Consider the following 15827-nt stretch of genomic DNA (forward strand, 5'->3'; position numbering starts at 1 on the left):
CGCATTGGATCTACTTTCTAGTCCATGGTAGCGATGATCCACCTGTCCTCTTCTGTCCCCTTCTCCGGAATCAATGTATATTCAAAAGATCCATAGGTGACTTCTTCTTTCATCTGAATGGCATAGCTTACTGCAATTTGGATTCTTTTCTCCTTCTCCAAATAAGTGATTGAATCAACAGATTGGAACTCAATCGCTTCTCCATCCGTGTGCAGATAGGCTAATAAATTCAGATTTTGTTCCATTGCATCCTCGGACATTCCTTCTGAGAAGCCTTCTGAATCATTGCTGACGATCGCTTCCATATTGCGCTGGATGGTCTCCGCCATGTCCAATGTAAAAAAATCCTGTACATAATTTGCCATATCTATAGAGACACCTTCTTGAAATTTAGTGGGATCAGAGGGGGCGGACCTTTCAAATATAATCGTTTGTTCTTCAGCCTCCGGCTGCTCTGCTGGAACAGTTTTTGGCGCTGTTTCTGTCGCATTAACAGGGTCGGGAAGATCAGGAGTCGAAGTCTCCGTCTCTGCTTGACTACATCCAGTGATCCATAGTAACACTGCGGCGCTTGCTGCATAGAGGATAATTCGGCTTTTTTTCATCTGTATAACGACTCCTTTTGATTTAATTTAATACTTCTACTGACGCCGGCGTTCTACATAAAGTTGCAATAGAATCTTTATTACATCATGCCGAAAATATTAATATTTTCATGAAAAAACAGAGGAATATGATAGATTGTCGACTATTGTCATCATTTCTCAACAATTGATACACAAGGATATATAGGCAGTTTTTTTAAAAAAATAGGTTTACATATTTTCCCTCTAAATATAGTATGAAGGAGTACGTCCATAACGTTTAAGGGGGAGAGCAATATTATTAATCGTAAATCTTTCAAATGGCTTGCTGCGCCGCTCATTCTGATGCTGGTCGTATTGACAGGCTGTCAGTCAGTAGGTGGATTTGATGTCAATTCAGCCATACTAGGAAGCAAGGAAAAATTATATCAGCCGATGGAATCCCGTCAGACACTCGATCTGGAAGTTACACCGTCTGCGAATGCAACTGCGGAAGATAAGGAAATGATAGACCTATTGAACTCCATTTCCGTACATATTGACAGTGCCAAATCGGAAGATATGGATCATGCTTCGGTTACAGGCTCTGTATACTATTTGGATAATGAAATTCCATTCCTCTTCAGCATGGATAAAGCCGGGTTTGCTCTTGATATTGAGGGTGCAGAGAAGCCGGTCTACTTCTCGCTTGGGGAAGAGATAGAAACACCAGAGATGACAGAATATTATGAGCAGGTAGAGGATGTAACCTGGGAATTGGCGAGCTTCTTGGTGAAGCATTTGCCTAATCCAGACACGATCTCGGTTGCAAAGGCACAAGAGACAGTTAATGGAGAGCAGCTTGACCTCACTCAGCTTCATGTGGAACTCAGCGGTACAGAGATGGTCGAGCTTATCCGTCCGTTCCTGACTTCTATTGCTGAGGATGAAGAAGGCTTGAAGCAGCTCATTGGCAATCTCTACGATGCCATCTCAGTTATGTTTGTTGCGATCGAAGCGGAAGATGAGTCCCTTGAAGGAGCTTCGGAGTTCCTGTCTCCGGAATCCAAGGATACGACGGTAGCGATGATTCATGGCGCGATCACGGGTTATCTGGATGAGTTCCTTGTGGATTATGATCAAGAAGTTGAGAAATTGTTCAATGAAACACCAGAGCTGAAGACCGTATTTGGCGATGATACGAATCTTACAGTAGATTATTATTTCGACAGCGAGCTGAATGCCCGCAAATCAGATATGGAGCTGAAGGTAGCCATTCCCGCATCGGATGAACTGCCTGTCAGTGAAATCAAGCTTGTAAATACCTCTGAGATCTGGAACTACGGAACAGAAGTCAAGGCAGATCAGGTCGATACTTCGAGTGGCGTTCTTGATGTGATGTACGGTGAAGCAACGACAGGCGAAATTCTTCGTAATTTTGAAGGATCCGCACCAGTGCATGAGCTGCTGCTGAACTCCGGTATGACCAGCATGTTCACTTATCTTGATCCGGAAGACGAGTATTACGGATTGGTGAATAACGACGGTACCGGATTTGTAGCCCTTCGTTATTTTGCAGACCAGTTTGAAGCGGATGTGAAATGGACCAAAGGCTCGAATCAGATTGTGGTGACGAATGACCTGACGCTTGCGCAATCCACTTATACGCTGGGCTCTAAACAAGCTGTCGTCAATGGAGAGAAGGTAACCTTGCCTTCTGCACCTTATATGGAGCATGGGATGGTCTATGTTCCACTGCGTTCCATTGCAGAAGCACTGGATGCAACGGTTACGTTTGAAGACGGCTGGTATGCCGTAGAACGTAAGTAATAGCACGACACTGTAACATGAGCACTGAGCTGTTCAATGCTGCCGATGGCGGTATTGAGCAGCTTTTTCTTTACAACTTCTGCAGGCCGGGTTAAATAGAGCGAGCAGAGATTGAAAAGGGGAGGTCTGATACGGAAAAAGTCCATGTTTTGTCCGGGGTGAATACTCTATAATGGCTAGGCAAGTAGGGAGGAGGAGAGGTATGGCAACAACTTCAGCGAAGCAGGTCACACTTTCTGCAACGAAAGAATGGATCATGCGATCCCGATTTAACGGACATGACTATCGAATTTGTGTGTATTGTCCAGTAGAGGAGCCTCCAGCAGAAGGCTTTCCTATCATTTATACCCTTGATGGCAATGCGACCTTTGCAATGACAACGGAAATGATTCGAATTCAATCGGTGAGACGGGAGAAGACGGGGGTCGTTCCAGCGATTGTGGTCGGTATTGGCTATGATCTGGATGCGCCGTTTCCGCCGCGCAGACACTATGATCTGACGATGCCGGCTAACGAAGCAGAGCTGCCTGCAATGCCAGGAGGAAGAGAACGCCCGGAGCAGGGCGGAGCTAGGGAATTTATGTCCTTTATCGAAGAACAGCTCAAACCGGAAATCGAGCAGCATTATTCGGTGAATGCAAGCAAGCAAATGATCATCGGACATTCACTCGGAGGCTTGTTCGTGCTGCAAATGCTGTTTGCGAGACCGGGTACTTTTCATACATACATTGCCGGAAGCCCTTCTATTCATTGGAATGAGTCTTATCTTGCAGTGCAGGAGGAGACGTGGACGAAGGCGCTAAATTCCAGAGAGCTTGCGTCACTGAAGGTTCGGGTTCTGGTGGCCGTAGGCGAGCGGGAGGGGAGCTTCAAGATCCCGATGATTGAGAATGCCAAGAAGCAGGCAGAACGGCTCTCCGCTCTATCCGAATATGGCGTACACGCTGCATTCAAGGAATTCGAGGACGAGAATCACAGCTCCATACTGCCTGTACTGATTAATCGGGCTTTACGATTTGCGGATTGGGCGAGCGAATAACGGACAACAAGACAACTTTTCTCAGGAGTACTTTTGAGGAAGTTGTCGTTTTTTTTCTGCGGATGAAAATGAATTTTCGTATATTTCAAAAAAAATCACTGCAAAGTCTTGAAATTTGATATACTCTTTATGATATTGATAATCATTATCATTTATGAGGTGGTGATTCCAACATGTATGAATGGAAGATGGATAGCGCAGATCATGAATTGGCAAGCAAGACGCTTGATTATTCATCGGTAAGACTGCGTGATATTGCAAGAGTCAGTACCAGATCAAGATGGTCCCTTCCGAGAACCCGTACAGCATCACGCAGACTGCTAGTGATCACGGATGGAAAGGGCTCCCTTACGATGAACAACTGTTCATATCAAGTAGAGAAGCCCTGCGTGTACTCCTGTGTGCCGGAAGCGAGTATTGAAATGACATGCAACTGCGGCCGGGATCTCGATTTAATGATTATAGAGTATGATATCTACCAGGAACAGGGCAATAAGGGTCCGCTTGTCGTTGTCGATGATTACATTATGGAACCAGGCAGTGAGCTGCTCAGTCAGGAGGCAAGCTGGTTCACAGGGATGTGTCAGTCCATATATGGTCATTGGCACAGCGGTGAGGGACTTGGACGCTACCGCAGCCAGATTATTTTTCAGGAATTCCTGTACTGGGTTGCAAAGAGCCGTACGGCTGAGGTGCAGGACTCGAACTCAACGCTTCAGAAGACAAAAGAGTATATTGACCAGCACTATGATGAGAATCTGACACTGGAGCGGCTTGGACGGATGGCGGGACTCAGCTTGAAATATTACAGTGAACTGTTCAAGAAGCAATATGGAGTGAGTGTAACCGAGTATATTGCAACGACGCGGATGGAGCATGCTAAGCAGCTCATGATGGATTCAGAGCTCAAGCTGCGGGATATTGCCCACTTGGTTGGGTACCCGGATGAATTCTATTTCAGCCGTAAGTTTAAAAAAATGATGGGCGTTTCCCCATCTGAATATAAGAAGCAGCAGGAGTTAACCTTCTTAGGCAGCCGATTTTCCTAGGTATTGGTAAAAAACATAGAACCAGTCCATGCCTTTACCGGAAAATGTCCATGGATACCTTTACAAATCTCTTATAATATTCAATAATGATAATCATTATCAATTATGGAGATATAAGAGAGGGGTTCCTATTTTCATGAAAAAGATTTCCTTTTATGCCATGCTCGTTCTGATGCTGGTCATGCTGGCAGCATGCGGACAGGCAAGCGACACGAACGACTCGGAGACTGCAAGCGGCACATCAGAGACAACTCCAGCTGCTTCTGAGCAGCCTGCCGAAACGGATACTACAGAAACCGATACAACAGAAACAGACAGTGAAGGCGAGACACGTACGGTTACATATCTGGGAGAAGAGTATACTCTTCCAGCAAATGTGGAGAAGATCGTCGTAACGGGCGCTATGGAAGCGATGGAGGACGCTCTTGTACTTGATGTGCCGCTGACAGGTGCTATCGAAGTAGGCGGCGAGTTCCCTGAGCGTTACGCTTCGATTACGGAAGGGGCAACATCGATCGGAGCGAAGCAAGAGCCTAACTTCGAAACGATTCTTTCCTTGAAGCCAGACGTTATTCTGGGAACAACCAAATTCAAACCAGAAGTTGTAGAACAGCTGAAAAAGATCGCTCCACTTATTCAAGTGTCACATATCTCAACGGATTGGGAAGCTAACCTGAACCTGATGGGTGAACTGTCCGGCAAACAGGATGAGGCAGCTAAAGTCATTGAAGATTACAAAGCAGAGGCAGAAGCAGCCAAAGCGGAGCTTGGTACGAAGCTTGAAGGCAAGAATGTCATGGCGATCCGTATTCGTGGTGGAGAGATGTATGTTTACCCGCAGGACGTATTCTTTAACCCCGTGCTATACTCTGACCTTGGCTTGACTGTTCCAGATGCAGTCGCTGCAGCCAAAGCGCAGGAGCTGATTACGGTTGAGCAGTTTGCCGAGATTAATCCTGACTATGTCTTCCTGCAATTTGCAGATGCGGAGAACGCGGATAAACTTACTGCACTCGAAGACATCCAGAACAACCCGATTATTCAAAAAACAAATGCGTTCAAGGATGGACATGTATATACCAATATCATTGATCCATTGTCTGAAGGCGGACCTGCTTGGAGCAGAACAAACTTCCTGACAGCTGCTGTAGCAGAGCTGAAGAAGTAAACGAGCTTTCATTCATCCATGTTATCCAAAAGACGAGTACATCCGCTGCTCATATGCCTGGTCGCTCCGGTCATCATAGCTGTTACCATTCTCGTCTCGATACTATATGGTGCCAAGGATATTAACGCGTCTGAAGTATGGAATGCCTTATTCCAATTCGACTCGGACAGTATCGATCACCAGATTATACTAACCTCACGACTCCCTCGAGTCGTGGGGGCATTATTAATTGGTGCGTTTCTAGCTGTCTCCGGTGCGCTGATGCAGGGGATGACAAGAAACTATTTGGCTTCACCTTCCATAATGGGTGTATCGGACGGTTCCGTATTTGTAATCACAATTTGCATGATTCTGCTTCCTAATACATCCTCACTAGGATACATAGCTTATTCATTGATCGGTTCTGCCATCGGTGCCGGCATCGTGTTCTCACTTGCATGGCTGCTGCCGAGGGGGATGACACCGGTCAGGATGGCCATTCTCGGAACGATCATCGGGACCTTCTTGAGTGGACTGTCCGAGGCGGCCGCTACTTATTTTCAGGTATCGCAGACGGTCAGCTTCTGGTACAATGCCAGACTCCATCAGATGGATCCTGAGCTGATCAAGCTCATTGTTCCATTCGCGATTGCCGGCCTCGTGCTTGCCATGGGTCTGGCACGGTCCATTACGATTCTGTCGATGGGCGAGGAGATGGCTACCAGTCTTGGCCAACGGACCAAATGGGTCAAGGCATTATCCATTCTCAGCGTAGTCATTCTGACAGGAATTTCAGTAGCGCTTGCGGGTAAGATCGGATTTGTCGGTCTTCTCATTCCGCACATTACCCGGTTTATTGTCGGTATTGATTATAAATGGGTCATCCCATGCTCTGCGTTAATCGGAGGCATATTCCTGGCTTGGTGTGATATTATGAGCCGGTTTATCAACGCTCCGTTTGAGACGCCGATTGGCGTTGTGACAGCCATATTTGGTGTACCATTCTTCCTCTACCTGATCAAGACCAGAGGAGGGAAGTCCAATGCCTAGAACCGCTCGTTTTAAGCGATGGACGGTTGTTACCGTTTCGCTATTCATTATCCTAGCGGCTTCTTATATCAGTGTAACGAATGGCACCTTTGACATGACGGTAGCTGAGGTGATCAAGACACTGCTTCGGATTGATCCGACGCCAGAGCATGATCTGGTAATCTTTGATTTCCGGCTGCCCCGAATTGTCATTGCCGTATTACTCGGGCTTGGTCTTGGGGTAGCGGGTGCCGTTATTCAGGGTATCGTCCGTAATCCGCTAGCTGACCCCGGGATGTTAGGTATTAACGCAGGGGCTGGCTCAGCAGTCGTGCTGTTCATGTTCTTGTTCCAAGGAACGATTACAGGAGCGAGCTTTGGCTCCATCATGCTGATGCCCTTGTTCGGACTTGTCGGCGGACTTATAGCGGCGGCTTTCATCCTGCTGTTTACGATGGACAAAGGAAGACTCGATTCGCAGCGGCTCATTTTGGTAGGGATCGCGGTATCGTCAGGGTTCGGTGCACTGACCTTGTATGTATCGCTCAAAATGAACCCAAGTGACTTCGAGATGGCCACAGTATGGCTGTCAGGCAGTATTTACAATGCGAACTGGCAGTTTATCCTTGCCATGCTGCCATGGCTGATCATTTTAATCCCGCTGATCTGGAGTAAATCACTCGTGCTTGATGTCATGCAGCTTGAAGAGCTCAGTGCCTTGGGAGCCGGTGTGCGTGTACACCGTGAACGCTTATGGCTGCTCCTGTTCAGTGTTGGTATTGTGAGTGCGTGTGTAGCCGTGTCAGGAAGCGTAGGCTTTGTCGGACTGATTGCACCGCATATTGCCCGCAGGCTTGTTGGGATTAAGCACCGGCATGTTATTCCTGTATCCGGGCTTATAGGGATGGCGATGGTGGTCGTCGGCGATCTCATCGGCAAGTCTATCTTTGCACCGGCGGAGCTGCCGGTTGGTATCGTTATATCTATTATCGGGGTTCCTTACTTTGTGTACTTGCTATTCAAGACTAGAGTATAGTGAACAGATGATATATGTGGAATCCATTATGATGGAAGGGACAGGGGTAGTGGAGGACTCCTGTCTCTTTTTTTATAAGCCTATTGAATCAATCATTTCGCATAATTGAATCGTGCATGATAGAATAAACAAGGCGCGAAGTTAAAACGTGCCAATCCCCATACGGAAAAAGGAGTGTATGACGAATGGCTTTGACATTTAAGAATATGATTGAAGAAGCACTGAAGCATGTATCCGGGATTAGCTCCCAGGAAGCGAAGCAGCAGATTGCTGACAAACCGAACACGCTAGTGATCGATGTACAGGATGCCGCTGATGCCGGTGCTTGCGGACTGATTCCGAGCAGTGTCAACATCTCTCTTGGCATGCTGCCGATCCGTGCAGACCTTGAGCTGCCAGCCGAGCTTCGTGACGAGCGTCTATCTGATCGCAGCCGTCCTGTCCTTGTTACGTGCGGTGCAGGCGGACAAGCTACTCTAGGTGCTTATATCTTGCATCAGATGGGCTTCACTGACGTTCATTTTATTGACGGCGGTACAGCAGCGTGGAAACAAGCAGGCTTTGACGTAGAAGCACTGTAAGAGACCAAATCATATATTAGATATGCACAAAGAACGCCGGGCACCCACTGCGAAGTGGCTCCGGCGTTCTTTGTGTGTTCTGTTCTAACCGAGAATATACTAATTGACCGAATGCTCTTCCTTCTTGTTCAGAATGCTGTCCTCCAGCATATCGGTCAAACTGCCATGCTCCTTAATAATATGGTGCTCTCCCCAATTGCACATGGAGTCCAGAATCGGTTTGAGGCTCCAGCCATACGGGGTCAGCTCATATTCCACCCGTGGCGGGACCTCGTTATAGCTGATGCGGTTTACGATGCCGTCCTCCTCAAGCTCGCGAAGCTGCTGGGTCAGCATTTTTTGCGTAATATTGGGCATGAGCCTGCGGAGATCACTGGTGCGCTTCCTCCCGTGAGTCAGGTGGCACAGGATGACGCTCTTCCACTTACCACCGATGACCTCAAGTGTTGCTTCCACAGAAATGTTATATTTCTTCGTCATGTTCCTCATCCCTTTCCAAAAGGCACTAAAAAGTACCTATAGTACTTTAAAGTACGTACTGTTCATTATAACTCATATGGATCATAATAGCTTTTGCCGGCCGGCGATTACGATCATACAGGAGCGAAAAGTCCATGTCACTTGAAAGAAAACGAAGCACGTGCTTTTGCCATTGGAACAACCGAGTTTATCAGTGTAGGGCTGCTGCCTATGATTGCTGATGACCTGAATATATCCGTTACGACCGCAGGACTGACGGTGACACTGTATGCGCTTGGAGTCACCTTCGGGGCACCGATTCTGACGTCCCTTACGGCCCGTGTGCCGCGCAAAGCGTTGCTATTATCCATTATGATTCTATTTATTATTGCGAACAGTGTAGCCGCCATGGCGGACGGCATCGCAATTCTGCTGACCGCCCGTGTTCTGTCTGCATTTACACATGGGGTCTTCATGTCGGTAGGATCAACGATCGCGGCAGATCTCGTCACGGAAGATAAGCGGGCAAGTGCCATATCCGCCATGTTCACAGGACTTACGGTTGCGACCGTAACGGGTGTGCCGCTGGGTACATTTATCGGAGGCCAGATCGGCTGGAGAGCGGCTTTTGTCACGATCATCATTATCGGTATTCTCGCATTCATCGCGAATGCCATCCTTGTTCCATCTGAGCTGCAGAAGGGCAAGACTGTGCGCTTTCGGGATCAGGGCAGGCTGCTTACGAACGGAAGACTACTGTTAATTCTAGCGATAACAGCACTCGGATACGGAGGAACGTTTGTTGTTTACACTTATTTATCCCCGTTGCTGCATGATATAACCGGATTTTCGGAAAATACGGTAGCAGCCATCCTGCTGCTATACGGAATCGCCATTGCCGTTGGTAATATCATTGGCGGCAAAGCGGCCGATCGAAACCCGCTCAAGTCGCTGCTCGTCATGTTTATTCTACAAGCTGTGGTGCTGCTTATGCTTGCTTTTACAGCACCGTTTAAGATTGTAGGGCTCATCACCATTTTTATGATGGGATTGTTTGCCTTTATGAACGTTCCCGGACTGCAAGTCTATGTGGTTATTCTGGCAGAGCGGTATGTGCCGGAGGCCAAGGATGTAGCTTCCTCACTGAACATCGCAGCCTTTAATGCGGGAATTGCGATCGGAGCTTATCTTGGCGGCGTGGTCAACGATTCCATCGGATTGATTCATACCCCTTGGGTTGGATCGCTGATGGTTCTGGGGGCAGTACTACTCACCATATGGAGTTTAATACTGGAAAGAAAACAGGTACCGGTTCACACGAGACCGGCAGCCTGAACGATTAACAATAATGGAGGAATGTACAAATGACTACAGCAATGCATTTACAAGACACGGTTAAGCTGAATAACGGAGTGAACATGCCATGGTTTGGTCTTGGCGTATTTAAAGTGGAGGAGGGTGAAGAGCTCGTCCAAGCTGTGAAAAATGCAATAGCTCACGGCTACCGCAGCATCGATACAGCGAGCGTATATCAGAATGAGGCCGGCGTTGGACAGGCCATTCGTGAAGCTCTGCAGGAGAACGGACTCTCACGAGAGGAGCTGTTCATCACTTCGAAGGTGTGGAATGCTGATCTGGGATATGAGGAGACGCTGGCTGCCTATGAGGCAAGTCTCAACAAGCTGGGACTGGAGTATCTGGATCTGTATCTTGTGCATTGGCCGGTGCCAGGTAAGTATAAAGAAGCGTGGAGAGCGCTTGAAACGCTGTACAAGGATGGAAGAGTGAGAGCCATTGGAGTGAGCAACTTCCAAATCCATCACCTGGAGGATCTGCTTGCGGATGCAGAAGTCACGCCGGTCGTTAACCAGATTGAGCTTCATCCTTATTTGAGCCAAACCGAGCTGCGCAATTATGCGGCCAAGCATCATATTCAGATTGAAGCCTGGTCCCCGCTCATGCAGGGACAGCTGCTGAGTCAGCCGGTGCTGCAAGACATTGCGGAGCGTCATGGCCGTTCAGTGGCACAAGTCATCTTGCGCTGGGATCTCCAGCATGGAATTGTCACGATTCCGAAATCCACAAAGGAGCACCGGATTATAGAGAACGCCACTGTATTTGACTTCACCCTATCGGATGAAGAGATGGATAGAATAGATCAATTGAATCAAAATAACCGGGTGGGTCCAGATCCGGATCATATTGATTTTTAAAAATTTCGAGTTAAGGCGGTTCCTCATCTTATAGGAGCCGTCTTTTTCAAGTTCCATGGATTAAGCCTTGTTTAAACGTGAAAAGTTTGGGACAATAATAGACGGATTACCGCATGATTATAGAGACCAAATTCCGGTTGTTCGTCACTATGCTGATCGTTGTCTATACGACATTTTCAAATTCATCGTTTTATTGATTGTTTAAATATATTGAAGTATGAGGGTTCTGCTCGTTCAATATAGAATGGCGCATAATCCTGGTATGTGAAAAGAGGGCAAAAGATTCATGATTAAACCATCCATCTATGGATTAACACTTGATCAAATGGGAGCCTGGCTCGAAGAGAAGGGCCACAAGAAATCCCGGGCCACCCATGTATGGGAATGGCTGTACAGAAGACGGGTTACAGAATTTGACCAAATGGAAGAAGTCAATAAGGACTGTCTTCAGCTGCTGTCGGAACACTTCTCTATTCAAACGCTGACTGAGCATACGCGTCAGGAGTCCATCGACGGGACGATAAAATTTCTGTTCCGCTTGTCTGACGGCAACTTGATTGAAACTGTGCTTATGCGCCACAAATTTGGCTTGTCCGTCTGTGTGACAACGCAGGTTGGCTGTAACATCGGCTGCAGCTTCTGTGCGAGCGGATTGCTCAAGAAGAGCAGGGATCTGAGCAGCGGTGAGATTGTGGAGCAGATCATGAAGGTGCAGCTGCATCTCGATTCGATGGGTACGGGTGAGAGAGTGAGTCACATCGTCGTTATGGGGATCGGAGAACCGTTTGATAATTATCAGAACATGTCTGATTTCATTCGTGTCGTGAAGGATCACAAAGGGCTTGCGATCGGAGGACGCCACATCACCGTCTCAACCAGCGGACTGGCCGGCAAGATCAAGGAGTTCGCGGATTCGGACCTGAACGTCAACCTTGCGGTATCGCTGCATGCACCGAACAATGATCTAAGAACACGTATTATGAAGATTAACAAGGCCATCCCGATCGAGAAGCTGATGGACGCGCTTGAGTATTACTGGGATAAGACCAATCGCCGGATTACGGTGGAGTATATTTTGCTGAAGGATGTAAATGACCAGCCGGAGCATGCATTAGAGCTCGCAGAGCTGCTGAAGCATAGACGGAGCCTCGCGATCGTCAACCTCATCCCATACAACCCTGTAGATGAGCACAGCCAGTATCAGCGGAGCGAGAAGGACTCGATCACCTCCTTCTATGACACGCTCAAGAAGCAAAATATCAGCGTAAGTGTGCGGCTGGAGCACGGAACGGATATTGATGCTGCGTGCGGACAGCTGCGAAGCAAGCAGATCAAGAAGGACGTGGACGGCAGCCGGGAGAAGGTACTGTCTTAATATATGAATGATAAAGATGAGAATGGGGATGTCCCTGGGCTCATCTTTTTTTTACATAGCACAAAAAAAGAAAGGGATTCCTCCCTTTCCTTCGGCATTTCGTATCTAATTAGGCACGACCTAGCTTGAACTATATTTTCTGCTCTTGTAGTACGAGGAGCCGTTACGGTTGTGTCTGTGCTTGTAATCGGACGAGGAGCCTCTGCGTGAATAACGATGAGAGCTGCTTGAGTAACGTTTACGATATTTTCGGTCTGAGCTGCTGTATCTTTTGCGTCCATTGCTGTGCGAAGTAGAATGAAGAACCTTATCGATTAGTTTTCTAAGCATATATTAACACCTCTTTATTTCTTAGCGTATTCGCATCCTTATGGGATATGATGATTAATATAACCCACCGAAGCCTTCCCTTAAACAGAGCGAAATTGCTAAATATCATATTATTATAGGGCAGCAAGCTTAATGCATCCTTAAAAGAATGTAATCGCAATGTAAAATTTGGTCTTCATCAGTCCGTACAAAAAAAAGAGCTGTCTCGAGTCAATCAGATGACCTAGACAGCTCTTTGTGTATAATCCTTATCTAACGCCCTTCATGGCACGCTGGATGATTGGAGAAATAGCGAACAGGATAATCCCGAGTACGATGGAAATCGCCCCGATAATACCAAAGTATGCCATTTCAGATTCAGGTGAGTACAGCTTAACGACCTGAGCATTAATCGCCTGAGCAGCAGCATTCGTTAAGAACCACAGACTCATCGTTTGGGCCGAGAAGGCTGCAGGCGCCAGCTTCGTTGTTGCGGACAGACCGACCGGTGACAGACACAGCTCACCGAGCACGACGATGAAGTAGCTGAGTACGAGCCACAGCGGATTAACCAGTGTGTCGCTTCCGCCGAAGTAGGCTGGCAGCAGGATCACAAGAAACGATAGTCCTGCGAACAGAAGCCCGAGCGAGAACTTTTGCGGAATGGACGGCTGACGATCTCCAAGCTTAACCCACAGCCATGCAAATACCGGTGCCAGGATAATGATAAACAGCGGATTCGCGGATTGGAACCAGGCTGGTGCAATCGTGATGCCTGCGAAATCCAGCTGAGTCCGGTTATCTGCATAAGAAGCGAGAATCGTTGAACCTTGCTCCTGAATAGCCCAGAACATAACAGAGGCAATAAAGAGCGGGATGTACGCGAGTATACGCGAGCGCTCCACCTTGTTTGTTTTGGGACTGTTGTACATGACAATAAAGTAAGCGGCCGGAATTAGAATGCCAAGAATACCGACGATGAAAATAAATGAGTCGAACGTAAGTAAGCCGATCTGAGCAGCTGCGACAGCGATAACAGCAACGACAATGATTCCGATCAGAATCGAAGTATACAGCTTCTTCTTCTTCTCAGGAGCGATTGGGTTGGCTACCACTGTACCCGCAAGACCGAGGTTCTTCTTCTTGGTCAGCATAAATACAACAAGACCGAGGAACATACCTACGGCTGCGACACCAAAACCAAGGTGATAGTTGTACTCACCCAGCGTACCTACGATCAGCGGAGCAAGGAAGCCCCCCAAATTGATCCCCATGTAAAAGATACTGAAACCAGAATCGCGGCGATCATCTTCCGTCGCATAAATATCGCCGACGACACTCGACACGTTAGGCTTCAATAATCCGGTACCGAGTACGATCAGTACCATGGAGCCAAAGAATGTGGCCACACTGCCTGGAATCGCAAGCAAGATATGACCGAACATGATAAGTATACCGCCATAGAAGACAGCCTTGGACGTACCAAATACCCGGTCAGCTAACCAGCCGCCGATGATTCCGGACATGTATACGAGTGAACCGTAGATCGACATGATGGACAATGCAGTGGATTCGGCAATGCCAAGGCCACCGTTTGTTACCGTATCGTACATATAGTAGAGAAGGATTGCTCTCATTCCATAATAGGAGAAGCGTTCCCAGAACTCTGTAAAGAATAAGGTGAACAACCCTTTAGGATGTCCAAAAAATCCTTTCTGCGGGACACTGTTGACAATGTCCTTTTTCGTGATGTCTGACATGAAATAACCTCCTGTGCTTTTGCTAATCATACCGTTAGATGTTTTTACCTGTCAAAAACTTTGCAGGAGGTAATATTAAGCATCTGCCTGTCAAAAAAATCATGAACAAAGAAAAAGGGCTGCGTACTTCCTGCAATATCAAGTAGAAGTTCAGCTAACGGCGGTTTGTCTCCTATGTAAACGGGGAGGGTTACCCTTCCGTTTATTTATACCCATGTGTAGTAAAAATTAACAAAGCAAAGCAATCAATCCATTTCATATGGCAGTAAATATAGATTGCCTCCGGCAGCAGAAAACAATACAGATGTATGAATCTCTGGACTGCTTTGTAACTTTAATACACAAAAGCTAAAATAGGATAAAAAAAGCCCATGTCATCCACAATCCGTTTATGATCGTCAATAATACGGTTTGAGAGCATGAAACTGGGTCTCCTTCAGGCCCGTATCTTCTGAAAATCAACAAAGGTGGAGGTATGCTGATGAATCGCAGAAGACTTGCCATCATGAGATTATTGAATTCTCGCAAGAAATATACAGCCCGTGAGCTTGCACAGCGGTTTGAGGTGTCCATTCGTACAATACAGCGGGATCTGACTGCCTTGCAGGAGTTAGGAATGCCTGTATATACCGAGGTTGGAGCCCATGGCGGGTATCAGGTCTTGCAAAATGGTATTTTACCACCTCTTCAGCTTCGTTTACAGGAAGCATATGGAATCTACTTGATGATGGAATGGCTGGAAAAGATTCAGGATATGCCTTACGGCGGTATCAGGGAGGCATTGTCAGAATATTATGCGCATGACCTTCCCCTTGAGGTTCAGGATCGAATTGACCGTACAAAAGAGCATATTATGTTTATCTCGTCCGTCAAGGCAAGACCAGCTCCATACACGACAGAGGTACTGAATGCAGCGATAGATCGAAGAAAGCTACAGTTTACTTACGCAGGAAAATCAGGAATGAAGGTTCATGACGCGTTCCCGCTGGGTCTGTACTACGAGCATGGCTTCTGGTATATGCCGGCACAGAACGAAGACGGGAGAACACTGCTGTACAGGGTAGATCGGATGGATGCTGCCAAGATGCTGGAAGAGAGTAATGAAACGGTCCCTACTTTGAAGGAGTGGCTTCATAGAGTGGAGCAGCCTCAAGGACATGCTGCGGTGGTCGTCTTTACGAATATTGGAGAGCGGCTGGCTGAGAATGATCCTATCTTTGCGGACTTGCACGAAGGGATCTGGAGAGGGAGGATTCCGGAATCGGAGCTCGCCTATACTGCGCGGCGATTGTTGTCCTATGGTCCCGAAGTGAAGGTGCTCGAGCCGGATGTACTCAAAGAACATGTTCGATTATTACTGATGCAAAGCTTGAAGCAATATGAAGAATAGCCGCTGATCCAAGCGGCTATTCTTCATAAATATATGGATAGAACTTA

15 protein-coding genes are annotated in these 15827 nt (G+C 47.2%); 11 read left to right on the forward strand and 4 right to left on the reverse strand.

Going from position 1 to position 15827, the window contains the following annotated elements; all coding sequences use genetic code 11:
• Positions 1–17: 17 nt before the first annotated feature.
• Positions 18–605, reverse strand: coding sequence for a hypothetical protein (locus TCA2_RS16390; protein WP_047912674.1), 588 nt, complete (start codon positions 603–605; stop codon positions 18–20).
• A 324-nt stretch (positions 606–929) separates the two neighbouring features.
• Here TCA2_RS16390 and TCA2_RS16395 point away from each other — a divergent pair, with 324 nt between their 5' ends.
• The 7 genes from TCA2_RS16395 to TCA2_RS16425 all read left to right on the forward strand — a co-directional run bounded on the left by TCA2_RS16395 (position 930) and on the right by TCA2_RS16425 (position 8274).
• Positions 930–2393: a copper amine oxidase N-terminal domain-containing protein gene (locus tag TCA2_RS16395; protein ID WP_047912675.1), complete on the forward strand. Its 1464-nt coding sequence runs from the start codon at positions 930–932 to the stop codon at positions 2391–2393.
• 202 nt (positions 2394–2595) lie between these two features.
• Positions 2596–3432 (forward strand): alpha/beta hydrolase, encoded by an 837-nt coding sequence (locus TCA2_RS16400; RefSeq protein ID WP_238546423.1) that lies wholly within the window; start codon positions 2596–2598, stop codon positions 3430–3432.
• Between the two features lie 173 nt (positions 3433–3605).
• Positions 3606–4481 (forward strand): AraC family transcriptional regulator, encoded by an 876-nt coding sequence (locus TCA2_RS16405; RefSeq protein WP_047912677.1) that lies wholly within the window; start codon positions 3606–3608, stop codon positions 4479–4481.
• Between the two features lie 136 nt (positions 4482–4617).
• Positions 4618–5649, forward strand: a complete 1032-nt coding sequence (locus TCA2_RS16410; RefSeq protein WP_047912678.1) for an ABC transporter substrate-binding protein — start codon at positions 4618–4620, stop codon at positions 5647–5649.
• An 18-nt stretch (positions 5650–5667) separates the two neighbouring features.
• Positions 5668–6678 (forward strand): iron ABC transporter permease, encoded by a 1011-nt coding sequence (locus TCA2_RS16415; protein WP_047912679.1) that lies wholly within the window; start codon positions 5668–5670, stop codon positions 6676–6678.
• Entirely contained in the window at positions 6671–7693 is a 1023-nt protein-coding gene (locus tag TCA2_RS16420; protein ID WP_047912680.1) for an iron ABC transporter permease, read from the forward strand. The genes TCA2_RS16415 and TCA2_RS16420 overlap by 8 nt, the downstream gene beginning before the upstream one ends.
• Before the next feature lie 185 nt (positions 7694–7878).
• Positions 7879–8274, forward strand: a complete 396-nt coding sequence (locus tag TCA2_RS16425; protein WP_047912681.1) for a rhodanese-like domain-containing protein — start codon at positions 7879–7881, stop codon at positions 8272–8274.
• 99 nt (positions 8275–8373) lie between these two features.
• Here TCA2_RS16425 and TCA2_RS16430 read toward each other — a convergent pair whose 3' ends face one another.
• A complete protein-coding gene (locus TCA2_RS16430; RefSeq protein ID WP_047912682.1) occupies positions 8374–8754 on the reverse strand; it encodes a helix-turn-helix domain-containing protein in 381 nt (126 codons plus the stop codon).
• Between the two features lie 141 nt (positions 8755–8895).
• Here TCA2_RS16430 and TCA2_RS16435 point away from each other — a divergent pair, with 141 nt between their 5' ends.
• The 3 genes from TCA2_RS16435 (at position 8896) to rlmN (ending at position 12321) form a co-directional block, all read left to right on the forward strand.
• Positions 8896–10068 (forward strand): MFS transporter, encoded by a 1173-nt coding sequence (locus TCA2_RS16435; protein ID WP_047912683.1) that lies wholly within the window; start codon positions 8896–8898, stop codon positions 10066–10068.
• 29 nt (positions 10069–10097) lie between these two features.
• Entirely contained in the window at positions 10098–10946 is an 849-nt protein-coding gene (locus tag TCA2_RS16440; protein ID WP_047912684.1) for an aldo/keto reductase, read from the forward strand.
• Between the two features lie 286 nt (positions 10947–11232).
• On the forward strand, positions 11233–12321 hold the full coding sequence (gene rlmN / locus TCA2_RS16445) for a 23S rRNA (adenine(2503)-C(2))-methyltransferase RlmN (protein ID WP_047912685.1): 1089 nt from the start codon (positions 11233–11235) through the stop codon (positions 12319–12321).
• A 120-nt stretch (positions 12322–12441) separates the two neighbouring features.
• Here the strand turns inward: rlmN and TCA2_RS26715 are convergent, their stop codons facing one another.
• Positions 12442–12651, reverse strand: a complete 210-nt coding sequence (locus tag TCA2_RS26715; protein WP_081872586.1) for a hypothetical protein — start codon at positions 12649–12651, stop codon at positions 12442–12444.
• Between the two features lie 248 nt (positions 12652–12899).
• A complete protein-coding gene (locus TCA2_RS16450; RefSeq protein ID WP_047912686.1) occupies positions 12900–14390 on the reverse strand; it encodes a peptide MFS transporter in 1491 nt (496 codons plus the stop codon).
• A 481-nt stretch (positions 14391–14871) separates the two neighbouring features.
• Here TCA2_RS16450 and TCA2_RS16455 point away from each other — a divergent pair, with 481 nt between their 5' ends.
• On the forward strand, positions 14872–15780 hold the full coding sequence (locus TCA2_RS16455) for a YafY family protein (protein WP_047912687.1): 909 nt from the start codon (positions 14872–14874) through the stop codon (positions 15778–15780).
• Positions 15781–15827 lie beyond the last annotated feature (47 nt).

It is taken from the genome of Paenibacillus sp. TCA20, assembly GCF_000732325.1.
Taxonomy (GTDB): Bacteria; Bacillota; Bacilli; order Paenibacillales; family Paenibacillaceae; genus Paenibacillus; species Paenibacillus urinalis.